Annotated in this window: 21 protein-coding genes; 10 read left to right on the top strand and 11 right to left on the bottom strand. The window is 53.2% G+C overall.

Annotated features, from left to right (window positions below; translation table 11 throughout):
• The first annotated feature begins 164 nt into the window (after window positions 1–164).
• The 4 genes from yihX to fabY are packed head-to-tail and all read left to right on the top strand — an operon-like array spanning window position 165 to window position 3,055.
• Window positions 165–752, top strand: coding sequence for a glucose-1-phosphatase (yihX, locus tag J9880_RS07465; protein WP_095924080.1), 588 nt, complete (start codon window positions 165–167; stop codon window positions 750–752).
• Between the two features lie 11 nt (window positions 753–763).
• Window positions 764–1,633, top strand: a complete 870-nt coding sequence (locus tag J9880_RS07460; RefSeq protein ID WP_095924081.1) for a virulence factor BrkB family protein — start codon at window positions 764–766, stop codon at window positions 1,631–1,633.
• Window positions 1,634–1,651: 18 nt separating this feature from the next.
• Window positions 1,652–2,089, top strand: coding sequence for a D-aminoacyl-tRNA deacylase (gene dtd, locus J9880_RS07455; RefSeq protein ID WP_095924082.1), 438 nt, complete (start codon window positions 1,652–1,654; stop codon window positions 2,087–2,089).
• Between the two features lie 33 nt (window positions 2,090–2,122).
• Window positions 2,123–3,055 carry a fatty acid biosynthesis protein FabY gene (gene fabY / locus J9880_RS07450; RefSeq protein ID WP_095924083.1) on the top strand — a complete coding sequence of 311 codons (933 nt, stop codon included), beginning with the start codon at window positions 2,123–2,125 and terminating at the stop codon, window positions 3,053–3,055.
• Between the two features lie 6 nt (window positions 3,056–3,061).
• Here the strand turns inward: fabY and J9880_RS07445 are convergent, their stop codons facing one another.
• Complete coding sequence (locus J9880_RS07445; RefSeq protein WP_232770270.1) at window positions 3,062–4,777, bottom strand: AsmA family protein; 1,716 nt, start codon at window positions 4,775–4,777, stop codon at window positions 3,062–3,064.
• A gap of 154 nt (window positions 4,778–4,931) precedes the next feature.
• Window positions 4,932–6,326: a nucleobase:cation symporter-2 family protein gene (locus J9880_RS07440; protein WP_133823903.1), complete on the bottom strand. Its 1,395-nt coding sequence runs from the start codon at window positions 6,324–6,326 to the stop codon at window positions 4,932–4,934.
• A gap of 238 nt (window positions 6,327–6,564) precedes the next feature.
• On the opposite strand from J9880_RS07440, the gene gltS reads away from it, so the two are divergent.
• Window positions 6,565–7,776, top strand: a complete 1,212-nt coding sequence (gene gltS / locus J9880_RS07435) for a sodium/glutamate symporter (RefSeq protein ID WP_095924086.1) — start codon at window positions 6,565–6,567, stop codon at window positions 7,774–7,776.
• A 54-nt stretch (window positions 7,777–7,830) separates the two neighbouring features.
• On the opposite strand, the gene J9880_RS07430 is transcribed toward gltS, so the two are convergent.
• The 6 genes from J9880_RS07430 to gmk form a co-directional block, all read right to left on the bottom strand.
• Window positions 7,831–9,156, bottom strand: a complete 1,326-nt coding sequence (locus tag J9880_RS07430) for a PTS sugar transporter subunit IIC (protein WP_232770269.1) — start codon at window positions 9,154–9,156, stop codon at window positions 7,831–7,833.
• Window positions 9,157–9,386: 230 nt separating this feature from the next.
• Window positions 9,387–11,468, bottom strand: a complete 2,082-nt coding sequence (gene recG, locus J9880_RS07425) for an ATP-dependent DNA helicase RecG (RefSeq protein ID WP_095924088.1) — start codon at window positions 11,466–11,468, stop codon at window positions 9,387–9,389.
• A complete protein-coding gene (trmH, locus tag J9880_RS07420; RefSeq protein WP_119823938.1) occupies window positions 11,465–12,163 on the bottom strand; it encodes a tRNA (guanosine(18)-2'-O)-methyltransferase TrmH in 699 nt (232 codons plus the stop codon). Before trmH ends, recG begins: the two co-directional genes overlap by 4 nt.
• 5 nt (window positions 12,164–12,168) lie before the next feature.
• Entirely contained in the window at window positions 12,169–14,277 is a 2,109-nt protein-coding gene (gene spoT / locus J9880_RS07415) for a bifunctional GTP diphosphokinase/guanosine-3',5'-bis pyrophosphate 3'-pyrophosphohydrolase (protein WP_095924090.1), read from the bottom strand.
• Between the two features lie 19 nt (window positions 14,278–14,296).
• Window positions 14,297–14,572 (bottom strand): DNA-directed RNA polymerase subunit omega, encoded by a 276-nt coding sequence (rpoZ, locus tag J9880_RS07410; protein WP_015699238.1) that lies wholly within the window; start codon window positions 14,570–14,572, stop codon window positions 14,297–14,299.
• A 54-nt stretch (window positions 14,573–14,626) separates the two neighbouring features.
• Window positions 14,627–15,250 (bottom strand): guanylate kinase, encoded by a 624-nt coding sequence (gene gmk, locus J9880_RS07405; protein WP_095924091.1) that lies wholly within the window; start codon window positions 15,248–15,250, stop codon window positions 14,627–14,629.
• A gap of 278 nt (window positions 15,251–15,528) precedes the next feature.
• On the opposite strand from gmk, the gene ligB reads away from it, so the two are divergent.
• Window positions 15,529–17,226: an NAD-dependent DNA ligase LigB gene (gene ligB, locus J9880_RS07400; protein WP_232770268.1), complete on the top strand. Its 1,698-nt coding sequence runs from the start codon at window positions 15,529–15,531 to the stop codon at window positions 17,224–17,226.
• Window positions 17,227–17,246: 20 nt separating this feature from the next.
• On the opposite strand, the gene J9880_RS07395 is transcribed toward ligB, so the two are convergent.
• Window positions 17,247–17,864, bottom strand: coding sequence for a trimeric intracellular cation channel family protein (locus J9880_RS07395; protein WP_095924093.1), 618 nt, complete (start codon window positions 17,862–17,864; stop codon window positions 17,247–17,249).
• Window positions 17,865–18,207: 343 nt separating this feature from the next.
• Here J9880_RS07395 and J9880_RS07390 point away from each other — a divergent pair, with 343 nt between their 5' ends.
• Window positions 18,208–18,828, top strand: coding sequence for a TetR/AcrR family transcriptional regulator (locus J9880_RS07390; protein WP_095924094.1), 621 nt, complete (start codon window positions 18,208–18,210; stop codon window positions 18,826–18,828).
• Between the two features lie 142 nt (window positions 18,829–18,970).
• Complete coding sequence (gene fabF / locus J9880_RS07385) at window positions 18,971–20,245, top strand: beta-ketoacyl-ACP synthase II (protein WP_095924095.1); 1,275 nt, start codon at window positions 18,971–18,973, stop codon at window positions 20,243–20,245.
• A gap of 81 nt (window positions 20,246–20,326) precedes the next feature.
• On the opposite strand, the gene J9880_RS07380 is transcribed toward fabF, so the two are convergent.
• Window positions 20,327–21,190, bottom strand: a complete 864-nt coding sequence (locus J9880_RS07380; RefSeq protein WP_095924097.1) for a YicC/YloC family endoribonuclease — start codon at window positions 21,188–21,190, stop codon at window positions 20,327–20,329.
• A 126-nt stretch (window positions 21,191–21,316) separates the two neighbouring features.
• Between J9880_RS07380 and rph the strand changes: the two genes are divergently transcribed.
• Both rph and pyrE read left to right on the top strand, forming a co-directional pair.
• Window positions 21,317–22,033 carry a ribonuclease PH gene (rph, locus tag J9880_RS07375; RefSeq protein ID WP_013577632.1) on the top strand — a complete coding sequence of 239 codons (717 nt, stop codon included), beginning with the start codon at window positions 21,317–21,319 and terminating at the stop codon, window positions 22,031–22,033.
• An 83-nt stretch (window positions 22,034–22,116) separates the two neighbouring features.
• Window positions 22,117–22,758 carry an orotate phosphoribosyltransferase gene (pyrE, locus tag J9880_RS07370; RefSeq protein ID WP_232770267.1) on the top strand — a complete coding sequence of 214 codons (642 nt, stop codon included), beginning with the start codon at window positions 22,117–22,119 and terminating at the stop codon, window positions 22,756–22,758.
• 68 nt (window positions 22,759–22,826) lie between these two features.
• Here the strand turns inward: pyrE and slmA are convergent, their stop codons facing one another.
• Complete coding sequence (slmA, locus tag J9880_RS07365; protein WP_013577628.1) at window positions 22,827–23,423, bottom strand: nucleoid occlusion factor SlmA; 597 nt, start codon at window positions 23,421–23,423, stop codon at window positions 22,827–22,829.
• Between the last annotated feature and the right edge of the window lie 122 nt (window positions 23,424–23,545).

Below are 23,545 nucleotides of genomic sequence, written 5' to 3'. Positions count from 1 at the left end.
TCTTCTTCCACGTTAGCCGTTACACAGAAACAGGGTGCCTCCGGGTACCCTGTTTTTTTTATGTTTTTTTCTTCTCCGTTCGTTAAACCCCGCAGAGATGTCACTGTTCACCTGTACGTTTTACCGCTAAAGTTAACTGTCATCGTTGAAATCAGGAGCGTGCAATGCTGTACATTTTTGATATGGGAAACGTCATTATAGATATTGATTTCAAACGTGTGCTGGGGGTGTGGAGCCATCTGAGCGGAACGCCGCTGGCCATGCTGACCGAGCGTTTTTCAATGGGCGAGGCGTTCCAGAAACACGAGCGCGGTGAAATCAGCGACGAACAGTTTGCCGCCGATCTGTGTGATGAAATGGGCATTGCGCTCAGCTTCGAGCAGTTCAGTGCGGGCTGGCACGCCGTTTTCGTCGGTCTGCGTCCGGAAGTCATTACCTTATTCCAGAAGCTTCGCGAAGAAGGTCATCGCGTCGTCGTGCTGTCAAATACCAATCGCTTACATCTGGATTTCTGGCCGCATCATTATCCGGAAATCGAAGCCAATACGGATGCGATGTACCTCTCGCAAAATCTCGGTATGCGCAAACCGGAACCTGAAATATTCCGGCACGTTCTGGACACCGAAGGGTTTACCGCCGATCAGGCCGTGTTCTTTGATGACGTTGCCGAAAATATTGAAGCTGCCCGGCAGGCAGGCATTCAGGCTGTGTGGGTGGAAGATAACCAGACGGTACCGCAATACTTTTCCTGAAGGATGTACGGATGCAGAAAAGGGCACTGAGCCACTACCTAAAATCATTGTGGAGATTCACGCACCTGCTGCTGAAGCGTTCGGATAAAGATGGCCTGACGCTTCTCGCGGGCCATCTGGCTTATGTCTCTTTGCTTTCGCTGGTGCCGCTGATCGCCGTGGTGTTTTCGCTGTTTGCGTTATTCCCGGTTTTCTCAGACATCAGCATGCAGCTGAAAACTTTCATTTTTTCCAACTTCATGCCCGCCACCGGCAACACCATCCAGCGTTATCTGGAACAGTTTGTTGCCAACTCCAGCAAAATGACCGCCGTGGGCACCTGCGGATTAATCGTCACCGCATTGCTTCTGATCGCCTCAGTAGACAGCGTGCTGAACAAAATCTGGGACAGCAAAACCAAGCGCCCGATCGTCTTCTCCTTTGCCGTCTACTGGATGGTTTTAACGCTCGGGCCTATTTTGCTGGTCGCCAGTGTGGCGGTCAGCTCGTATCTGCTCTCCCTGAACTGGCTGAATATCAGCGGCGTGCATTCGGTGATCGACCACGCGCTGCGCATCCTGCCGTTGCTGATTTCCTGGGTGACATTCTGGCTGCTTTATCAGGTCGTGCCGACGGTGAGAGTTCCGGCAAAGGATGCGCTGGTGGGCGCGCTGGTTTCCGGGGCTTTATTCGAGTTAAGTAAAAAAATCTTCACCTTATACATTCAGCTTTTTCCGTCGTATCAGTTGATTTACGGTGTACTGGCTGTGATCCCCATTTTATTTCTCTGGGTGTATGTCAGCTGGTGTATCGTACTTCTCGGGGCGGAAATTACCGTCACACTGGGAGAATTCCGTTCTCTGAGGAAATTGCAGTCCGCGCAACACATCGCAGAAGAATAATCAGTCCGAAGGATATGTATGATCGCGTTAATTCAGCGGGTATTGAATGCCAGCGTCACGATAGAGGGCGAAATCTGCGGCCAGATAGGGCCGGGATTACTGGTGTTACTGGGTGTTGAACAGGGCGACGATGAGCAAAAAGCCAAACGCCTCTGTGAACGGGTGATCGGGTACCGGATTTTCGGTGACGAAAACGACAAGATGAATCTGAACGTGCAGCAGGCTGGCGGCAGTCTGCTGGTGGTGTCGCAGTTCACACTGGCGGCAGACACGCAAAAAGGCATGCGCCCGGGATTCTCACGCGGGGCGGAACCTCAGGAAGCTGACCGGTTATATCAGTATTTTTGCGGGCAGTGCCGGGAAAAAGGCATAGCGACCGAAACCGGTCGTTTTGCAGCGGACATGAAAGTGGCACTGGTGAACGACGGACCGGTGACCTTCTGGCTACAAGTCTGACCGACAAGGCATAACGCCGGAGAGAAAGTATCTATGTATCACCTGAGAGTACCGACGACCGAAAAAGAACTGGCCGCCTATTACCGATTCCGCTGGGAAATGCTGCGTAAACCGCTGCACCAGCCGGAGGGTTCAGAGCGTGATGCCTACGATTCTATCGCACATCACCAGATGGTGGTGGATGAACACGGCGAGCCGGTGGCGGTGGGTCGTTTATACATCAATGCCGATAATGAAGCCTCTATCCGCTTCCTGGCGGTGGATCCGAATGTGCAGGACAAAGGGCTGGGAACACTGGTGGCGATGACCCTGGAGTCTGTGGCGCGTCAGGAAGGGGTGAAACGTGTGGTCTGTAGCGCCCGTGAAGATGCCGTGGATTTCTTTGCCAAATTGGGCTTTGTGAATCAGGGGGAAATTACCACCCCGCAAACCACGCCGGTTCGCCATTTCCTGATGATCAAACCGATCGAAACGCTGGATGATATTCTGCATCGCCCAGACTGGTGCGGTCAGCTGCAACAGGCCTGGTATGACCATATTCCGCTCAGCGAAAAAATGGGCGTCCGTATCAGTCAGTACACCGGCCAGCGTTTTGTGACCACGATGCCTGAGACGGGCAACCAGAACCCGCACCACACACTCTTCGCCGGCAGTCTGTTTTCACTGGCGACGCTGACCGGCTGGGGGCTGATCTGGTTATTGCTGCGTGAGCGCCATCTGGGCGGCACCATTGTGCTGGCCGATGCCCACATCCGCTACAGTACGCCGGTGACCGGCAGGCCGCGTGCGGTGGCCGATCTCGGCTCTGTTCGCGGTGACCTCGACCGTCTGGCCCGCGGGCGCAAAGCGCGCGTGCAGCTTGAAGTGAATTTATACGGTGATGAGGTGGACGGCGCGGTGTTTGAAGGCACCTATCTGGTGCTTCCAGCGGCACCCGGCGCACCGCTGGAACCTGAAATCAACTGACCTGAATTACGGCGTAGCGGGTACTGGCGCTGCTGTTGTGGCCGCGCCGGACACCAGTCCGCTGACCATTCTTTCCGTCACGGACTGCCCGCTGGCGCTGTTCACCTGCAATGTCCCGCTGAGTGTCGGTTTGTAATCCACATTTGCGGGCATCTGCCCTTGCAGATTGAGCTGCATATTCGCATTTCCTTCCAGCGCCAGATGCTGCCATCCCCAGTTTTCCAGCTGATTGGCAGGCACGGAGCGGCCTGTCATTTTTAGCGAGAAATGACGCTGCGGCTGCTGGTCAACCGTCGCACTGGCTTCCAGCAATCCTTCTTTGGTGAACGCACTCAGTTCGGAAATGTTCACCTGACTGTCGTTCGCATTCAGTGTAATGGAGGGACGACGCACATCATTGCGGTTAAAGGTCGCTTCGCTGGCATTGAGATTCAGCGTGCCGTTCCAGATCCCCCACTGGTGATTACGCGCCAGCAGCAGATTGTTGCCGAGGCCATCAAGCGCCGTCAGCTGGAACGGGAATTGCGGATTGATATCAATGATCAGATTGCGGTTAGCAATGAACCGGCTGATAAACACCTCTGACAGCGAATCCGGCAGTGCCTGATTCCACAGCTGTTTCCAGTTTTCCGGCAATGTGTATTCCAGCCCCGCGACAGACACTTCATCAAGCTGCAGGCGTTTGTTGGCGCGCAGCCAGTTGCCGGTTGTGCGCAGTAAACTGCGTTCCCAGCGCGCCGTGGCTTGTTTGATCGCAATGCCCTGCGGCGAAAGGTCGAGGCTGATGATCGGATCCTGAATATGCAGATTGCCGTCAATCATGTCGGTTGCATTCAGCGTGATTTCGCCGTCATCGCTGTGCCAGTCACCTTTTTCCAGCGTCAGATCCTGTACTGACAAATCAACGTCGCTGAAGGCCCAGTCCGTTCCCTGCAAACGCGCGTCGATCAGATCAAGACGCTGGAGGGTCACTTTGGGCAGGGTCTGGAAGTCATCGAAGAAAGCGGAAAGCGGTTTGGAGGTTTGCAGACGCACATTGCTCAGGCGCAGGTTTTCGATGTTCCAGCTGCCGTCGGCGGCCTGTGTGGCTTTGCCGGTCAGCTGACCGCGCGCCAGATCACCGCCAAAATTACTCAGCGTGAGATTTTTATTATTGATATTGCCCTGAATCAGCACATTTTCGGCTGGCAGTCCGTTGACCGTCAGGCTGGCGGCGCTTAGCTGGAAGTCGGCTTTATCGCCTAAAAGCTGATGAGGTTTCGGCTGCCATGGCGAAATACCGGCATTAATCTGCTGCCCCTGAATATCCAGGCCGGCGGCATTGCCGGTGAGCGCCATCTTACTCAGTTGCAGGGTATTGGCCTGTAACGGCAAATTCATTGAGGAAGGACTGACGTTAAGACGTCCGTTAATCAGAACGACGCGATCGAAAAAGCGCGGTTCAGTGATCTGACGCCAGCTTAAATCCAGATCGACTTCCCCGGCACTGAGAATTTCCGGCTGATTCTTTTGCCCGAAGACCACATTGTTTAACGTCACGCGCCCCGGAGATGACCAGTTATGGTCGAGTTTCTCAACGGAGACCCGGTACTCGCTGTTGTTGCTGATCCAGCGGCTGACCCAGCCAGCGGCCCAGCGCGTTTGCAACAGGACGTACACCAGCACGATCGCCAGTACCAGAAGTAAGGCGAACGTCAGCAAAATTTTACCGATAAATCTCATCGTCTGGAGCCCTGTAGCGGGAAAGTGGAAAAAAGATTCTTTGTTTATGCCGCAAACAGCGACTTTTCTCAACAGGTTAGCAGAATGGAGACAATAAAAAGCGGCAGGGGTTCCAGACCCTCTGCCGCTGTTGCACGCGGATTACATCCTGTGTTTACTTCTCGTGAGGGAAAACCAGATTCAGAACTATCGCAGTAATCCCGCCTGCCGCAATACCGGATGACAGCAAGGTTTTCAGCCAGTCGGGCGCGAATTGCAGGATCAGCGGTTGCTGGGAAACACCCATACCGACGGCCAGAGAAAGCGCCATGATCATAATCGCGCGGCGGTTCAGGCGCTCGCGGGAAACAATACGCACACCGGATGCGGCAATGGTGCCGAACATCACGATGGTCGCACCGCCCAGAACAGGTTCAGGAATATGCTGCACAAACCCGGCCACCGCCGGGAACAGACCCAGTACGATCAGCATCAGCGCGACAACGAAACCGACATAACGGCTGGCAACACCGGTCAGCTGAATCACGCCGTTGTTTTGCCCGAAACATGAATTCGGGAAAGTGTTAAATACCGCAGACAGCATTGAGTTCAGGCCGTTTGCCAGAACACCGCCTTTGATGCGCTTCATATAGAGCGGGCCGCTGACCGGCTGCTCCGAAACGTCTGAGGTCGCGGTAATATCACCGATAGTTTCCAGCGACGTGACCATGAAAATCAGCATCAGCGGGATCAGCAGATTCCAGTCAAAACCCAGCCCGTAATACAGCGGCGTCGGTAAGGTTATCCAGTTGCTTTGGGTGGCTGGCGCAGCCGCGGTCGGCAACATCCCCATCATCCAGGCCACCAGGTAACCCACAGCCATGGCGATCACCAGAGAAGCGACACGCAGGTACGGGTTGCGCTGACGGTTCAGCAGAACAATCACCACCAGCACCACGGCTGCCAGCAACAGATTTTTCGGTGCGCCGAAAGTGTGATCACTCATGGCGGAGTAACCGCCGCCAATCGACGTCAGCCCGACCTGAATCAGTGACAGCCCGATAATCATCACCACGATGCCGGAAACCAGCGGCGTGATAATGCGGCGCGCGAGATGCAGGAAACGGGACAGGATGATTTCAGTACAGGAAGCCAGCATCAGCGTGCCGAACAGCGCGGCCATCATGGTCGGTACATCTGCGCCGCCGTTCTTCAGTGCCATTCCGCCCATGATCAGCGGTGCCACAAAGTTAAAGCTGGTGCCCTGAATGGAGAGCAAACCGGAACCGACCGGCCCCCAGGTTTTGATCTGCAAAATAGACGCCAGACCGGAGGCGAACAGCGACATGCTGATGATGTGCTGAGTGTCCTGTGCAGGCAGACCCAGCGCCTGACAAATCAGTAATGCCGGTGTGATCACCGCAACAAACATCGCCAGCAAGTGCTGACAGGCGGCAAATAACGTCTGAGGTAAAGGCGGGCGGTCTTCGAGCCGGTAAATCAGTTCACTTTTTTGCTGGCGGGAGAGATCGGGTTGCTGTGTTTCTTGTTCTGCGGTTTGCGAACTCATGTTGTGGCATTCCAATAAGCGGCAAAGCGGGCATTTTTATTGAAATTAACGACAAAAGCAATCGTTTGCTATCAGCAATTTTCAGTGGCTGGTTTGAGTTTAGGTGGCGTTTATGGCCTGTTTTTCTTGCGTAATGCAGCGTGAATGACTTCTAATTCAGCCTCTGGGAAAAAAACGGTAAGCGAAAAGTTTATAACGTAATAATTTTATTGGATTTATTTTAGAATGGAGTTCGTCAATGATTCAACTCGATACCTACGGCACACTGGTTGCCGCCACGTTGGTACTCCTTTTAGGACGAAAATGCGTCCAGTCGGTCAAATTCCTCAATAAATACACCATTCCTGAACCCGTCGCCGGAGGGTTACTGGTCGCTTTGCTGTTGCTGATCGCCAATCAGATGTTCGGCTGGGAAGTCGGTTTCGACATGTCCTTAAAAGAGCCACTGATGCTGGCATTTTTTGCGACGATCGGCCTTAACGCCAATCTGGCAAGCCTGAGAGCAGGGGGGAAATCCCTTTTCCTGCTGGTTTTTGTGGTTGTGGGTTTATTGCTTTTGCAAAACGCCATCGGTATCGGCATGGCGAAAATGCTCGGTCTGGATCCGCTGATGGGGTTGCTGGCGGGGTCAATTACCCTTTCCGGTGGTCACGGCACCGGCGCGGCGTGGAGTAAGCTGTTCACCGAGCGTTATGGTTTTGAAAACGCGACAGAAGTTGCCATGGCCTGTGCGACCTTCGGTCTGGTACTCGGTGGGATTATCGGTGGCCCGGTGGCGCGCTATCTGGTGAGCCATTCTTCCACACCTCACGGTACCCCTGAGGATACGGTCGACCCGAGTGCCTTTGAGAAACCGTCGATTGGCAGAATGATCACGCCCCTGGTGATGGTGGAAACCATCGCGCTGATTGCGATCTGCCTGACCGCGGGTACGCACATCTCCGGCCTGTTGCAGGGTTCGGCATTTGAAATCCCGACATTTGTCTGCGTGCTCTTCGTCGGTGTGATCCTGAGTAATGTGCTGGCATGGCTGGGTTTTTATCGTGTCTTCGATCGCGCAGTGTCCGTGCTGGGTAACGTCAGCTTGTCGCTGTTCCTCGCCATGGCATTGATGAGTCTGAAGTTATGGGAGATGGCGTCACTGGCGCTGCCGATGATGGCGATTCTGATGGTACAAACCCTCGCGATGGCGCTTTACGCGATTTTTGTCACTTATCGCGTGATGGGGAAAAACTACGACGCGGCGGTGCTGGCGGCCGGGCACTGCGGTTTCGGACTGGGCGCTACGCCGACAGCCATTGCCAATATGCAGGCGATCACCAATCAGTTTGGTCCTTCGCATCTTGCGTTTCTGGTGGTGCCGATGGTGGGCGCCTTCTTCATCGATATCGCCAATGCGATTGTCATTAAACTCTATCTGATGCTGCCGATATTCCCGGCTATCAGCTAAAAAAACAGGCACAGAAACATCGCTTCTGTGCCTGCCTCCTTCCTTCCCTTTCGGTTATTGCGTGGCGTCGGCCTTTTCAGTGAACACCTGTTCAGCTTCAGCGGCTTTCTCCTGCGTCATTAACTGCTTCTCGTAGACCTTGAAGAACGGATAATAAATCACCATCGACAGCGCCATCAGCAAAACGACCAGAATCGATACTTTGAAATCCCAGCCCATTGCCCATGCCGCCCCGACAGGTGCCGGAGACGTCCACGGAACCAGTGAAATCATATGCGGAAGCAGATCGGTCGACACGGCCAGATAGGCGATGACGGCGTTGACCATGGGTGCCAGCAGGAAGGGGATGAAAAAGACCGGATTCATCACGATAGGCGTGCCGAAAATGACCGGTTCATTGATATTGAAACAGCTCGGCACCAGACTGAGTTTCCCCATTGTGCGCAGGTGCGCTGACTTACTGCGACAAAACAGCAGCACCAGTCCTATGGTCGCGCCGGACCCGCCAATCACGATCAGGAAATTCCAGAATGCCTCAGTCATGATATGCGTCATCGGTAAACCGGCAGCGAGGGCTGTCTGATTTAGCCCGAGATTGGTCAGCCAGAATGCCTGCAACATGCCGGAAACGATGGCTGAGCCATGAATACCGGCAAACCACAGCAGATGACAAATCAGCACGGCCAGCAGCACCGCAGGCAGCGAGTCAGCGGCGGAAATCAGCGGCTCGAACAGCGCCATAATTGCCTGCGGCAGCAACATATCAAACCCGTATTGCACCAGCAAACTCAGCGGGAAAAGCGTCACTACCACAGCAATAATCGGGATCAGCAAATCAAATGAATGCTTAATGTTTGACGGTACCTGCTCGGGTAAGCGGATGCCGATATTGTATTTTTTCAGTAACCGCGTCAGCTCCGTGACGTAAATGGCCACCAGAATGGCGGTAAAGATCCCCACACCGCCCAGCGCCGCCGTCGGCATCTTTTCATCAATTTGTGGCGCGGCCACCAGCAGGAAAGACATCAGCGCCAGCATGGCTGTCATGAACGGGTCAAGTTTGTAACTGCGCGCCAGATTGTAGGCAATCGATGCCGAGATATAGATCGACATGATGCCCATGGTCATATTGAACGGCGTCAGGATCTGCACTTCATATTTTGCCGAGAGCGCCAGCCAGCTTCTGGCGAAACCCCATGACGATTCCGGCGAAAAGGGCGGATGCACGAAAACCAATAAAAATGATCCAACAATCATAAAGGGCATTGCTGAAATGAAGCCGTCGCGCACCGCCATGACATGTCGCTGAGAGGACAGTCGTGCGGCAAAGGGGCTGATTTTCTGTTCTATAAAAGTAAAGAGGGATTGGCTGATACTCATGATGATTTGGCCTTATGTTGAGGACATCAGACAGGGTTGCCTTAATTATCATCAGTGTAGTGGTGGGGTGTGGAACCGGTTACCGGCTTTGCCTCACTCTGTGAAGGTTATCAAATAACCGATGCAGAAAGCGCAGTTGAGGGAGGATAAGGAGAAATGGCAAAAATGTGTTGAGGGTGAAACATCATTTTCAATAATGTTTCGAGGGTATACGAGCAGGAAAAAGAGACTCAGGCGTTGGTATAGCGGACGCGTTCTGGCAGCCAGCGCTCAATCAGGGCCCTGGCATGTTCAGGGAACTGCTGCTGCAGATAACGCGCAATGCGCTGTACATCGGGGATCATCGCCTGGTCACGCAACAGGTCCGCGACTTTAAACTCGGCACTGCCGGTCTGGCGCGTACCCAGTAATTCGCCCGGCCCGCGGATTTCTAAATCCTGCTGGGCAATGACAAAGCCGTCGTTGCTGTCGCGTAAAACCTGCAAACGTTTCTGCGCAGTTTTACTAAGGGGCGTTTTATAGAGCAGAACGCAGTGAGACGCGACAGCACCGCGCCCGACGCGTCCGCGTAACTGGTGCAACTGCGCCAGTCCTAAACGCTCCGGGTTTTCGATAATCATCAGGCTGGCATTGGGAACATCGACGCCCACTTCAATCACGGTGGTGGCAACCAGCAGCTGCACTTCACCCTGTTTGAACGCCTGCATGACGGCCTGTTTTTCCTGCGCTTTCATGCGCCCATGAACCAGTCCGATATTGAGTGCCGGAAGCGCCTCTTTCAGCCCTTCCCAGGTGGCTTCTGCGGCCTGAGCTTCCAGCATTTCTGATTCTTCAATCAGCGTACACACCCAATAAGCCTGACGGTTTTCCTGTTCGCAGGCACTTTTCACCCGGCTGATGATGTCGCTGCGGCGGGTATCAGGGATCGCGACGGTTGTCACCGGCGTACGGCCCGGAGGCAGTTCGTCGATGACGGACGTATCCAGATCCGCATAGGCAGTCATCGCCAGTGTGCGGGGGATCGGCGTAGCGGTCATGATCAGCTGATGCGGGTGGAAGCCCTGTTGCAGCCCCTTTTCCCACAGCGCCAGACGCTGATGTACACCGAAACGGTGCTGTTCATCAATAATGACCAGGGAAAGCGAAGAGAACAAAACCTGTTCCTGGAAGATGGCATGCGTTCCCACCACCATCGACACCTGTCCGCTGGCGATCGCGTCCTGCTGCGCCTGCCGCGCTTTACCTTTTTGTTTTCCTGCCAGCCAGCCTACCTGAATGCCCAGCGGTTCAAACCACTGACGGAAATTATTGGCGTGTTGTTCGGCCAGCAATTCAGTGGGTGCCATTAATCCGACCTGCTGCCCCTGCGCGATAGCGCAAAGGGCGGCAAGTGCAGCGACCAGCGTTTTACCAGAACCGACGTCGCCCTGAACCAGGCGCATCATCGGATAACTTTTCGCTAAATCCTGCTCGATTTCAGCCACCACGCGCTGCTGCGCACCGGTCGGACTGAAAGGAAGGGACGCGAGAAACTGATTCTTCAACCGGTCGTCATGATGCAACGGCAGGGCTTTATAACTTTGTGTACCGGCGCGGACGGCCAGCATACTGAGATTGTGCGCCAGCAGCTCTTCCATAATCAGACGGCGTTGTGCCGGATGATGACCTTTTTCAAGATCGGCAAGCTGGATATCAGGCGGTGGGCGGTGCAGCAAATGCAGCGCCTGAGGAAGCGGGATCAACGACCGGCTCAGTTCTTCCGGCAACAGTTCGGCAATTGGCACGGTGTCGAGCAGTTCAAGTGCCTGATCGGTCAGTTTACGCAGCGTTGCCTGACGAATGCCTTCTGTTGTCGGGTAAACCGGTGTCAGCGATTCCTGCAAAACCACTTCGCTGTTTTCACCCTGAATGCGGTATTCCGGATGAATGATTTCTGCGCCGATTGTGCCGCGTTTGATTTCACCATAAGCAGTGACACGACGGCCTGCGGCCAGACTGTTTTTCATCGCGGCGTTAAAGTTGAAGAAGCGCAATGTCACCATGCCGGTACCGTCGCTTATCTGACAGGTGAGCATTCTGCGGCGACCAAAACTGATATCGCTGCGCAGGACTTCGCCTTCTATGGTGGCGAAAATACCGGGCTGCAAATCATTGATGGTGTAAAGGCGGGTACGATCTTCATAACGCAAAGGCAGGTGAAGCAGTAAATCCTGAATAGTTTCAAGGCCGAGCTTAGCGAGTTTATCTGCCTGACTGGCTCCGACGCCGGAAAGCGACGTCAGCGGGATGGCGTCGAGCAGGCGACCTTTCATCTTTTTTTAACCGTCATTTGCATCGCAGACCACCATTCATCATCGGCAATAATTTGCCCCTGATCGTCAATGAAAGGGCGTGGCAGTTTTTTTCGCTTCGCCACATTCGACAGCACCGGATAGCCACCTTCAAACAGCAATCGCTGTTGCTCTTTCTCGCTCAGCAGGCTGGTGTCGCGGCGATACATGCCGGCGTTTTCACGCTGGCGCTGGGCTTCATACAAAATCAACGCCGAAGCGACGGAAACGTTAAGAGACTGCACCATACCGATCATCGGAATGATGATATCGCTGTCTGCCAGGGCTAATGCTTCAGGCGTGATGCCCGTTTTCTCCTGACCCAGCAAAATACAGGTCGGACGGGTGTAATCAATCGCGCGGAAGTCGACGGCTTTCTCTGACAGGTTGGTGGCCAGAATTTGCATGCCTTGCGCCTTCATTTTGGCGACGGCATCCTGAATGGTTTTGTGAGTTTTGACCTGAACCCAACTGTTGCTGCCTGCCGCCGAAGAGACCAGCGTCTTCATCCGGGTGGTGGGCCAGACAGCATGGATTTCGTGAACGCCAACGGCGTCTGCCGTGCGGATGACGGCAGAAACGTTATGCGGTTTATGCACCTGTTCCATGCAGACCGTCAGGTCTGGCTGTCGGGCCGCAAGCATTTCGCGGATGCGCGCATAACGTTCTGGGGTCATAACAATCAGTTTCGGTTGCGGGTAACTTTGATGACGTCCGGCATGATACGAATTTTACGCATGATATTCGCCAGATGAACGCGGTCGCGGGTCGTCAGGCGGATAAAGGCGCTGTAGACGCGACCGTCTTTTTCTTCAGTGCTCAGACTCTGAATGTTCGACTGTGCCGCATTGATCGCTGCGGTCAGGTTCGCCAGTGCACCCTGATGGTTGAACATATCGACTTTGATTTCAGCGATAAATTCCTGATCGGTTTCCTGGTGGTCATCCCAGTCAACGGCCATGAATTTCTCAGGTTCTTTCTGATAGCCACGAATATTACGGCAGGATTCATGGTGGATCACCAGACCTTTACCCGGACTGACGTGCGCAATGATCGGGTCACCAGGGATCGGACGACAGCATTTTGCGAACGTGATCAGCACGCCATCTGCACCTTTAATCGGCAGATTGCGGGTGCCGGACGTGGCCATTGAAGACTGGTCACCCATCAGATTTTTGGCAACCACCACGCTCATGGCATTGCCGAGGCCGATTTCAGCCAGCAGGTCATCCATCGCGGCGAGCTTCATGCGATCCAGCTCGTTTTTGATGTTTTCCGGCGGAATATCTGAGAGTTTTTTACCGGCGCCCAGCGCATGATTCAGCAGACGACGGCCAAGTGAAACGGAATCATCACGTTTCAGGTTTTTAAGCATCTGGCGAATTTTGGCACGAGCGCGCGAGCTGACAACAAAGTTCAGCCAGGCGGCATTCGGACGGGCGCCCGGTGCGGTAATGATTTCGATGGTCTGTCCGCTGGTCAGCGGTTGCGAGAGCGGGTAAGGCTGGCGGTCTACGCGCGCGCCGACACAGGCATGGCCGATATCGGTATGCACGGCGTAAGCAAAGTCGACCGGTGTCGCGCCCGCAGGCAATTCGACAATACGGCCTTCCGGCGTAAAGACATAAATCTCATCCGGGAACAGATCGGATTTTACGCTCTCGATAAATTCAAACGAGTTGCCCGCGCTTTGTTGCAGTTCGAGCAAACTCTGTAACCAGCGCTGTGCGCGGATCTGCGCCGTCGTGCTGGTTTCACTGTTCTCTTTATAAGCCCAGTGAGCCGCCACCCCCATCTCTGCCATCTGATCCATATCTTCCGTACGGATCTGCACTTCAACCGGCACACCGTGCGGGCCGATGAGCGAGGTATGCAAAGATTGATAGCCGTTGGCTTTAGGAATGGCGATGTAATCTTTGACCCGACCCGGACGCGGTTTGTACAGGCTGTGTGCCTGTCCTAACACGCGATAGCAGGTATCGAGTTCTTTAACGATCACCCGGAACGCGTAGATATCCATAATGGAATGGAAACGCTGTTCCTTCAGGTGCATTTTGCAATAGATCGAGTACAGGTGTTTTTCGCGACCACTGACCCGACACTGAATTCCGGCTTCGGTTAAACGGCCTTCTATCTCAGAGAGGATTTTTTGGATCATCTCTTTACGGTTGCCACGCGCGGCTTTCACCACTTCTTTGATGACGCGGTAACGGTTGGGATAGAGGGCTTCGAAGCCCAGCTCTTCGAGCTCGGTTTTCAGGTGATGAATACCCAAACGGTGAGCCAGCGGGCTGTAGATTTCCAGCGTTTCGCGGGCAATACGGCGACGTTTATCCGGGCGCAAAGAGCCCAGTGTGCGCATGTTATGGGTACGGTCAGCGAGTTTGATCAAGATGACGCGGATGTCTTGCACCATCGCCATGACCATTTTGCGGAAGTTTTCCGCCTGCGCTTCTTTCTTATCGCGGAATTTCAGCTTGTCTAACTTCGAAACGCCTTCAACCAGCTCAGCAACACTTTTGCCAAACAGTTGTTCCATATCCTGGTAAGTGGCAGGCGTGTCTTCGATAACGTCGTGTAATAACGCCGCCATCAGAGTCTCATGATCGAGCCTCATTTCAGCCAAAATACATGCCACGGCCACCGGGTGAGTAATATAGGGCTCACCACTGGAACGTGTTTGCCCCTCGTGCGCATCCCGCGCCACGAGGTAAGCCTGCACGAGGCGCTTTATTTGCTCCTCCGGCAGGTATTTTTGAATCAGTTGATTCAGGCTTTCAAAGATATACAAGTGAGATCCGTTTCGTTAATTAACGACGGCCTTCAGCGATGGCAGTCACTGCCTGAATCTCTGCGGCTTCCTGCTCTTGTTGCTCCTGACGGTCACGAACGTCGAGGATCTGATTAGTGATCAGGCCTTCTTCGATTTCGCGCAGGGCAATAACGGTGAATTTATCGTTTTCTTCAGCGACCAGTGGATCTTTACCACCAGATTGCAGCTGGCGTGCGCGACGAGCAGCCACCAACACCAGGTCAAAACGGTTACCAATTTTCTCAACAGCGTCTTGAACAGTTACGCGTGCCATATATGTGCTACTCCACAGGGTGACGAAAGACTGGGCATAATACTGAAAGTGACTTCAGTCTGCCAATAGTTTGGTGATTAATCCGTCATGACGGAGCCGCTGACGGCTCAGACGCAGACGTTCGGCGCGAATAATCGTTTTTAAATCCGATAAAGCCAGATCAAAATCGTCATTCACAATTAAATAGTCGTATTCGGCAAAGTGTGTCATTTCAGCCACGGCTTGTGCCATACGTTTGGCGATAACCTCTTCGCTGTCCTGACCACGACCACGTAAGCGGCGATCAAGCTCATCTTTCGATGGCGGCAGAACAAAAATACTGCGCGCCAGCGGCATCTTTTTCCTGATTTGCTGAGCACCTTGCCAGTCGATATCGAGGAAAACATCCACACCTGATGCTAAAACCTGCTCAATGGCTTCACGGGACGTTCCGTAATAATTACCGAAAACTTCCGCGTGTTCTAAAAAGGCATCACGTTCAATCATCTCGCGAAACGCTTCTTTGTCGACAAAGAAGTAATGTTCGCCATGTTTCTCACCAGGACGTACAGAACGGGTGGTATGAGAAATAGAAACCTGTGTGTCGTAGAGCGGTTGTGTTTTAAGTAAAGCCTGAATCAGACTTGATTTACCTGCTCCACTTGGGGCGGAGACAATATATAGCGTGCCTTGAACCATGATGACGTTTCAACTGAATGGGTTGATAGGAAGTATGCGAAGAGTGATCTCTCGCACAGTATACACGCTCGCCGCATTCGGTGCAGCGCCCAGACGTATTTCATCGCAACTTCACCTGAGAAAATAGCCTTTCCTGACAGATTTACGTGCCGCATTCCAAATTTTTTCTTCGTTACTGCAACAGATGAAATAACCCGGAAAGCATCTCGCAAGAACCGGTGATGCCAGTGGCGGGAAACGCCATACCCGCGTTTACTGGCGGTCACAAGGAGGTGCCTATGCGCCAGTTCATTTTTCTTATCTGCCTGTTCTCTTTTACTTTCTCTGTGTCCGGTCAGGATATGCCGCCGCAGGAATGTCCGGCCTGGTCATCGTCACGCTTGTCGCAGGAAACCCGCCATCTCACGGATCAGCTGACCCGATGGGATACGGCTTATCATCAGTCCGGCAGCAGCCCGATAGAAGATTCGGTCTATGACCAGTTACGTCAGAAACAACGTGTCTGGCTACAGTGTGCCAGCCAGCCTGCGCCCGAAGTGACCGTGCCCGCCGGTGATACTGCTGAATTCCCGCATCCGGTCGCCCACACCGGTCTGCATAAAATGAAAGATAAACAGGCCGTCTCGAACTGGATGAAGGGACGAAAGAATCTCAGTATTCAGCCTAAAATCGATGGCGTGGCGGTGTCGCTGGTTTACCGGTACGGGCAATTGACTGCATTGATCAGCCGGGGGAACGGTGAGAAAGGACAAAACTGGACGCCGAAAGCCGCATCAATACCGGCGATCCCGCTCACCGTTCCGGACGTGAGCCCGGAGTTAGTGCTGCAGGGCGAGCTTTACCTGAAGATGACCGGTCATCAGCAAAGTGTCGATGGGGGTATGAATGCCAGATCAAAAGTCGCGGGTGCAATGCGGCGTACGTCGGCTTCTGACATCCTGAAACAGGTGGGGGTGTTTATCTGGTCATGGCCGGATGGGCCGATCCTTATGTCAGATCATCTTGAGAAACTGAGCCGGTTTGGTTTTCCGGTTGTTGCTCAGTTCACGCTGCCGGTCAGCACACCGGAAGAGGTAGAAAAATGGCGCGAGCACTGGTTCCGCCAGGCATTACCTTTTGCTACTGATGGTGTCGTCATCCGTCAGGAAGAAGAGCCAGCGGGAAAATATTGGCAAAATACGCCTCCCACATGGGCTGTCGCCTGGAAATACCCCCCGGCCAGACAGCTTACTGATGTTACCGGCATCACGACGACGACAGGGCGAAGCGGGAAGGTGACGGTCATCCTCAACCTGAACCCTCTGAGGCTGGACGATAAGTTAGTCAGTAAGGTGAGTGTGGGGACCGTCAGTCGTTTCAGGCAATGGGATGTGCTTCCCGGTGATCAGGTTGCCATCACACTGGCAGGGCAGGGGATCCCGCGTCTTGATGAAGTGACATGGCGGGTCAGTGAGCGTTCGCCGGTGTCATTGCCCGATCCGCAGCGTTATAACGCCTTTTCCTGTTTTACGCCCGGTCCGGGGTGTGCGGCGCAATTTCTCTCACGTCTTATCTGGCTCAGCGGCCCTGAAGCCCTGGATATGGCAGGATTTGGCGGGGCGACATGGCAAAAGTTGCTGGATGCAATTCCTGCCGACTCCCTGATCAGCTGGTTAGCATTGAATGAAAAAGACCTGGCTGCGGTTCCGGGAATCGGAGTTAAACAGGCGCAAAAACTGATGGCACAGATTCACTTTGCCAGGGAGAAGGACTTGCGACACTGGCTGTCCGCGCTGGGATTTCCTTCTTATGCCCTGAAATTTGCCGGGCAACAGCAGGGCTGGAGCCAATTGAAACAACTGACGTCTCACGACTGGGCAAAGGCAGCGGGAATGGGGGAAAAAAGAGCCGCTCAGGTTTTTGACTTTATACATCACCCTGCCGTCATGGCAATCACCGGGGCGTTACAGCAGGCGCAATTGCCTGCTTTCCGCTAGCTGAAAACCCGCAGGGCAGATCAGTGGTCAGAGTGCGGATAATTGAAGACCGGCAATCCAAGGCGGAAACGTAATGCGATCAGTCGGGCGGTAAAGCCGACCAGCAACGTGATAATCACCACCAGATTGTGCGGCAGAGAGAAATATTGCAGCCCGATGTAAACCCAGGCAGAGGCAAATGAAACGCCGGCATAAATTTCTTTCTGAAAGACCAGCGGGATCTGATTACACATCATATCCCGCAGCACGCCGCCAAAAACGCCGGTGATGACGGCACAGACAGAGGCGATGATGGCACCATGCCCCATATCGAGTGCGACTTGTGTCCCGATGATTGAAAACACCACTAAACCTAAGGCATCAAGCACTAAGAAGAGCCGGCGAAGATGTTGCATCAGTGGGGCAAGCCAGGTGGTCATGAGTGCCGCGATAGCCACGATCACAATGTATTCCGGATGCTTAACCCAGCCCAAAGGATAATGGCCCAGCAACATGTCACGGACAGAACCCCCGCCAATAGCCGTCGCAGACGCGATAATAATGACCCCAAAGGAGTCCATTTTCCGGCGTCCGGCGGCAAGGGCACCGGTCATGGCTTCTGCGGTGATCCCGATAATATAAAGAACGGTGAGTAACATGGATGTACGCCAGACAAATCAGTAATGAGAAAGCGGTAGCCGCGCAGAGTAATGCGTTTATCTTCAGCTCACGACTGAGTTTTTCTTTTAGATTGATTTTGACATTATGAAATCTAATGCGAATACCCGATATTCAGCCCAGTACTTAAGGATGAGACAGAATGTCAGTTTATTTTAGATTAGAAAAATCGCGATTGCGTGTTTATCTGGTCATTCCCCTCACATATATGGCTGACGTCTCTTTTTCATCAGAGGTGTATTTTCATCGTTTATAAGTTACGATTAATTGAAATCGTCACTCATTGACGCACTGCATAATTGTTTTATCAGCCCGGAGGAGTGTATGAAGCCCGATATTCCGGTTGCGTTAACACAGCGTGGACCTGCCGAGCATGAACGGCGCGAGCAAATCATTGATGCGGCTTTTGAGCACTTCCGCCTGTATGGTTACGCCAAAACGTCGGTCGCCGATCTGGCCAAATCGATTGGTGTTTCAAGTGCTTATATTTACAAGTTTTTTGAGTCGAAACAGGCGATTGGCGAAGCCATTTGTTCACAGCGTGTGGGTCAGATAGATGATGCACTGATGCTTATTGCGCAAAGCCACCAAAGTGCAACTCTGCGCCTGCGATCTATTTTTAAAACACTGCTGACACGTAGTCTGGAGCTCTTCTTTCAGGATAGAAAATTGCATGATCTGGCGGCCACAGCCTCCGCACAACAATGGAAGTCGACACTTAATCACCGGGCGATGATGTACAGCATCGTGGAAAAAGTGGTCAATGACGGGCGGGAATCCGGTGAGTTTGAGCGTAAAACGCCGCTGGATGAGGTATGTATGGCGATCACCAGTGTGACGACGCCGTTTTCTCATCCGTTATTGCTGGAACAAAAAACACCGGAACAGCTCGAAGAACGCGTTCAGGCCATCACCAGTCTGGTGTTGCGCAGTCTGGCAAAGTAGCCACGAAAAATTTTTGGTTACGGGTTTACAAAATCGTAATTCGTCACATACTGTCAGCCCTATTCGCTGAAACCCGTTTTTGTCAGGCTTGCAAAAGTCCCGGCAGAAACTTACGTCTTAAACAGACAGAGAGGAATGTTTTATGACTCATCGTCGAGTGGTTATTACCGGCATGGGGGCTGTGAGTCCTCTGGGCTGTGATATCGAAACTATCTGGAAGCGTCTGCTGGCCGGTCAGTCTGGTATCCGCGTTTTGCCGGAAGAAATTGTTGAAACCCTTAGCGTGAAAATCGGTGGTCAGGTACAAACGAAAGAGCAGGACCCTGAATCAGGCTTCGATCCGGATCAGTTCGTGGTACCGAAAGACCAGAAAAAAATGGACCGCTTTATTCTGTTCGCGATGGCTGCTGCCGATATGGCCGTTGCTGATGCTGGCTGGAAAGCGGAAACCCCTGAACAACAGGAACGTACTGCAACGGTCATCGGTTCCGGTATTGGTGGCTTCCCGGCGATTGCCCATGCGGTGCGTACCAACGACAGCCGTGGTGCCAAACGTTTGTCGCCTTTCACCATTCCTTCATTCCTGGTGAATCTCGCGGCGGGTCAGGTTTCCATCAAACATCAGTTCAAAGGCCCGATTGGTGCACCGGTCACGGCTTGTGCGGCGGGTGTTCAGGCCATCGGTGATGCCGTTCGTTTGATCCGCAACGATGAAGCGGATGTTGCACTTTGTGGTGGTGCTGAAGCGGCTATCGATACTGTCAGCCTGGGTGGTTTCGCGGCGGCAAAAGCCATGTCTACCGGCCATGAAGATCATCCTGAGAAAGCATCCCGTCCGTTCGACAGCGCACGCGATGGTTTCATCATGGGTGAAGGCGCAGGCATGCTGGTCATTGAAGAGCTGGAACATGCGAAAGCGCGTGGAGCCAAAATCCTGGCTGAGATTGTCGGTTACGGCACCAGCGGTGACGCTTATCACATGACTTCCGGTGCGGAAGACGGCAACGGAGCGGGCCGCGCGATGAAAATCGCCCTGCGTCAGGCAGGCATTCAGCCTTCAGATGTTCAGCACCTGAATGCTCATGCTACCTCTACGCCGGTGGGCGATCTGGGTGAAATCAATGCGATTAAAACCCTGTTCGGAACAGACGGTAAGCTGGCGGTGACGTCCACCAAATCTGCGACCGGCCATCTTCTGGGCGCGGCTGGCGGGCTGGAAACCATCTTCACCATTCTGGCCGTGCGTGACCAAATCGTTCCTCCGACGCTGAATCTGGAAAACAAAGATGAAGCGGCTGCAGGTCTGAATATCGTGGGTAATACCGCGCAAAAGCATGACATTACTTATGCCCTGTCAAATGGCTTTGGTTTCGGTGGCGTGAATGCCTGCGTACTGTTGAAACGCTGGGAAGATTAATTTCTCTCTTCGTTAAAGCATAAAAAAACGCCTCGGGTTTTGATGACCGGAGGCGTTTTTTATTGTGCGTGAGGCGAAGATTTACTCGATATTCTGAATCTGCTCGCGCATTTGTTCGATCAGCACTTTCAGCTCGATGGCTGATGTCGTGACGTCGGCATTGATCGATTTTGAGGCCAGAGTGTTCGACTCGCGGTTAAATTCCTGCATCATGAAATCAAGACGACGGCCAACGGCTTCTTCTTTCTTCATGATTTTGTGCGTTTCTTTGACGTGCGCTTCCAGACGATCCAGCTCTTCAGCCACATCCACACGCTGTGCCATCAGCACCAGTTCCTGCTCAAGACGGGTATTTTCCAGCTGTACCTGCGCGTCTTCCAGCTTGCTGACCAGACGCTCGCGCTGCCATTGCAGAATATTTGGCATCTGGGCGCGGACTTTCACCACTTCTGCGCTCACACCGTCGAGGCGTTGTTCGATCATCGTTTTCAGTGCGGCGCCTTCGCTTTCGCGTGCGCTGATGAAATCGTCCAGCGCGGTTTCCAGCGCCAGCAGCAATTCAGTACTGATGGCGTCCAGATCTTGTTCTTCAGCCAGCATCACACCCGGCCAGCGCAGGACTTCCAGCGGATTGATTTCGCCTTCATCACTTTGCATTTTCACCCATTGCGCGGCTTCCACCAGTTGCTTCGCCAATTTTTCATTGAGTTGCAGCGTGCTCTGCGCGCTCGGGTCGAGGTCAAAACGCAAATTACATTCGACTTTACCGCGGGTCAGTCGGGCGCGAATACGCTCACGGACAACCGGCTCCAGGCTGCGGAATTGCTCGGGCAGACGGATGTAAGTTTCGAGATAACGTTGGTTTACCGAGCGGAGTTCCCACGCTGCGCTGCCCCAGTTACCCTTAATTTCGCGTCGGGCATAAGCGGTCATACTACGGATCATGTATGCGTACCTGTTAATGTAAAGATGCAGCGATTATAGCCTCCACGGGCGGGTCATGATAGGCATTACCTCGCGAAGTCCGTATAATGCGCAGCCAAACACGAATCGCGACCCGGAGAACTATCCATGCGTCCAGCTGGCCGAAATGCACAACAAGTGCGCCCCGTAACACTGACCCGCCATTACACTAAACACGCTGAAGGTTCCGTGCTGGTGGAGTTTGGTGATACCAAAGTGCTGTGTACCGCGACGGTGGAGGAAGGTGTTCCGCGTTTTCTGAAAGGTCAGGGACAAGGTTGGATCACCGCAGAGTACGGCATGTTGCCGCGTTCTACCCATACGCGTAATGCGCGTGAAGCCGCAAAAGGCAAACAAGGTGGCCGTACTCTGGAAATCCAGCGCCTTATCGCCCGTTCCCTGCGAGCTGCGGTAGACCTGAAAAAGCTGGGTGAATTTACCATTACGCTCGACTGCGACGTATTGCAGGCTGACGGCGGCACACGTACGGCGTCTATTTCCGGGGCTTGTGTTGCTCTGGCCGATGCGCTGAACGCGCTGGTGGCGGCAGGTAAACTGAAAGCTAACCCGATGAAAGGTATGGTGGCGGCAGTGTCAGTCGGCATCGTGAAAGGCGAAGCGCTGTGCGACCTTGAGTATGTCGAAGACTCGGCAGCTGAAACCGATATGAATGTGGTGATGATGGAAGATGGCCGCATGATTGAGGTGCAGGGCACCGCCGAAGGCGAGCCGTTCAGCCATGAAGAACTGCTCGGTTTGCTTGCCCTCGCCAGAGGGGGAATCGACACCATCTTCCAGGCGCAGAAAGCGGCGTTGGCGGAATAATTTTTTAAGGCGACTGAGAAGTCGCCTTTTTTATGGCCTGCGGGCTGACAATGAGAAATAAGACATTATCTAGGAGACCATCAATGAAAGCCTATCAGCGCCAGTTTATTGAGTTCGCACTGAACAAACAGGTTTTGAAATTCGGTGAATTTACCCTGAAGTCCGGGCGTATCAGCCCTTACTTCTTCAATGCCGGTTTGTTTAACACTGGCCGTGATCTGGCGTTACTGGGACGTTTTTATGCCGAAGCATTGGTGGATTCCAAGATTGATTTTGATTTAGTGTTTGGCCCGGCTTACAAAGGTATTCCTATTGCCACGACCACGGCCGTTGCGCTGGCTGAACATCATGAACGTGACGTGCCGTATTGCTTTAACCGTAAAGAAGCAAAAGATCACGGCGAAGGCGGCTTACTGGTCGGCAGCCCGTTGCAGGGGCGCGTCATGCTGGTGGATGATGTGATCACCGCTGGCACTGCTATCCGTGAATCGATGGAAATCATCAATGCTAATAAAGCCACGCTGGCAGGCGTATTGATTTCTCTGGATCGCCAGGAACGTGGACGCGCGGACATTTCTGCCATTCAGGAAGTGGAGCGTGACTATCACTGTAAAGTGATTTCAATCATTACACTGGCTGACCTGATTGAGTATCTGGAAGAGAAAACCGAAATGGCTGACCATCTGGCGGCGGTCCGGACTTACCAGCAGACTTACGGCGTATAACCGCTGATGAAAACAAAAGGGCCTTTCGGCCCTTTTTGATATCTGACGTCTGACTCTGCGGCGTGCCTTTATTGCAACTGAGCAGAGATGAGCGGCCAGCGGGTATCGAAGTCCTGAGTCGGTTTGTACTTGAATTCCGAACGTACAAAACGCGACAACATCCCTTCGCAAAAGGCCAGTAACTGGCTGGCAAGCAGGGTTTCATCACTGATGAATCCGCTGCCTTCACGCATTTTCTTTTCCCGTAGCACCTGACGCAGTTGCGCTTCAATTCGCTCAAAAAGCTGGTTGATGCGGCCTTGCAGGCGATCCTGTTCAAACATCAGGGCGTGACCGGTCATAATGCGGGTCAGCCCCGGATTACGTTCTGCAAACCCTAAAATCAGCAGCAAAATCAGACGTATTCTGTTCAGCGTATCCTTTTCATCCTGCAGGATGAGATTGATACGGGTGATCAGACTGTCTTCGATAAACTCGATTAAGCTGTCAAACATCCGCGTTTTACTGGGAAAATGACGATAAAGAGCTGCTTCTGAAACACCTACGCTGGCGGCGAGCTTTGCAGTCGTGATCCGCTGGCTGCCATCGCTGGACTGAAGCATTTGCGCTAATGCCTGCAAAATCTCTTCGCGCCTGTTCCTTTTTGTCGTTTCTTTCTCTGCCATGTCTGAATAGACCCTTGCTAAAAAACGGCTAAAATCATGGAGAAACCGCACAACTGCCGCATGAATCGCTGTGATCCTGCGGCTTATTTCGTTCCCTTCGCGTTGTGACGGTCTGATAGTGA

The organism is Rahnella victoriana (assembly GCF_021276285.1).
Lineage (GTDB): Bacteria > Pseudomonadota > Gammaproteobacteria > Enterobacterales > Enterobacteriaceae > Rahnella > Rahnella victoriana.
This window is presented reverse-complemented; position numbering and strand designations above follow the sequence as displayed.

Coding starts and splice junctions, on each gene's coding strand:
- yihX (WP_095924080.1), top strand. CDS start 165: ATGCTGTACATTTTTGATATGGGAAACGTCATTATAGATATTGATTTC.
- J9880_RS07460 (WP_095924081.1), top strand. CDS start 764: ATGCAGAAAAGGGCACTGAGCCACTACCTAAAATCATTGTGGAGATTC.
- dtd (WP_095924082.1), top strand. CDS start 1,652: ATGATCGCGTTAATTCAGCGGGTATTGAATGCCAGCGTCACGATAGAG.
- fabY (WP_095924083.1), top strand. CDS start 2,123: ATGTATCACCTGAGAGTACCGACGACCGAAAAAGAACTGGCCGCCTAT.
- J9880_RS07445 (WP_232770270.1), bottom strand. CDS start 4,777: ATGAGATTTATCGGTAAAATTTTGCTGACGTTCGCCTTACTTCTGGTA.
- J9880_RS07440 (WP_133823903.1), bottom strand. CDS start 6,326: ATGAGTTCGCAAACCGCAGAACAAGAAACACAGCAACCCGATCTCTCC.
- gltS (WP_095924086.1), top strand. CDS start 6,565: ATGATTCAACTCGATACCTACGGCACACTGGTTGCCGCCACGTTGGTA.
- J9880_RS07430 (WP_232770269.1), bottom strand. CDS start 9,156: ATGAGTATCAGCCAATCCCTCTTTACTTTTATAGAACAGAAAATCAGC.
- recG (WP_095924088.1), bottom strand. CDS start 11,468: ATGAAAGGTCGCCTGCTCGACGCCATCCCGCTGACGTCGCTTTCCGGC.
- trmH (WP_119823938.1), bottom strand. CDS start 12,163: ATGACCCCAGAACGTTATGCGCGCATCCGCGAAATGCTTGCGGCCCGA.
- rpoZ (WP_015699238.1), bottom strand. CDS start 14,572: ATGGCACGCGTAACTGTTCAAGACGCTGTTGAGAAAATTGGTAACCGT.
- gmk (WP_095924091.1), bottom strand. CDS start 15,250: ATGGTTCAAGGCACGCTATATATTGTCTCCGCCCCAAGTGGAGCAGGT.
- ligB (WP_232770268.1), top strand. CDS start 15,529: ATGCGCCAGTTCATTTTTCTTATCTGCCTGTTCTCTTTTACTTTCTCT.
- J9880_RS07395 (WP_095924093.1), bottom strand. CDS start 17,864: ATGTTACTCACCGTTCTTTATATTATCGGGATCACCGCAGAAGCCATG.
- J9880_RS07390 (WP_095924094.1), top strand. CDS start 18,208: ATGAAGCCCGATATTCCGGTTGCGTTAACACAGCGTGGACCTGCCGAG.
- fabF (WP_095924095.1), top strand. CDS start 18,971: ATGACTCATCGTCGAGTGGTTATTACCGGCATGGGGGCTGTGAGTCCT.
- J9880_RS07380 (WP_095924097.1), bottom strand. CDS start 21,190: ATGATCCGTAGTATGACCGCTTATGCCCGACGCGAAATTAAGGGTAAC.
- rph (WP_013577632.1), top strand. CDS start 21,317: ATGCGTCCAGCTGGCCGAAATGCACAACAAGTGCGCCCCGTAACACTG.
- pyrE (WP_232770267.1), top strand. CDS start 22,117: ATGAAAGCCTATCAGCGCCAGTTTATTGAGTTCGCACTGAACAAACAG.
- slmA (WP_013577628.1), bottom strand. CDS start 23,423: ATGGCAGAGAAAGAAACGACAAAAAGGAACAGGCGCGAAGAGATTTTG.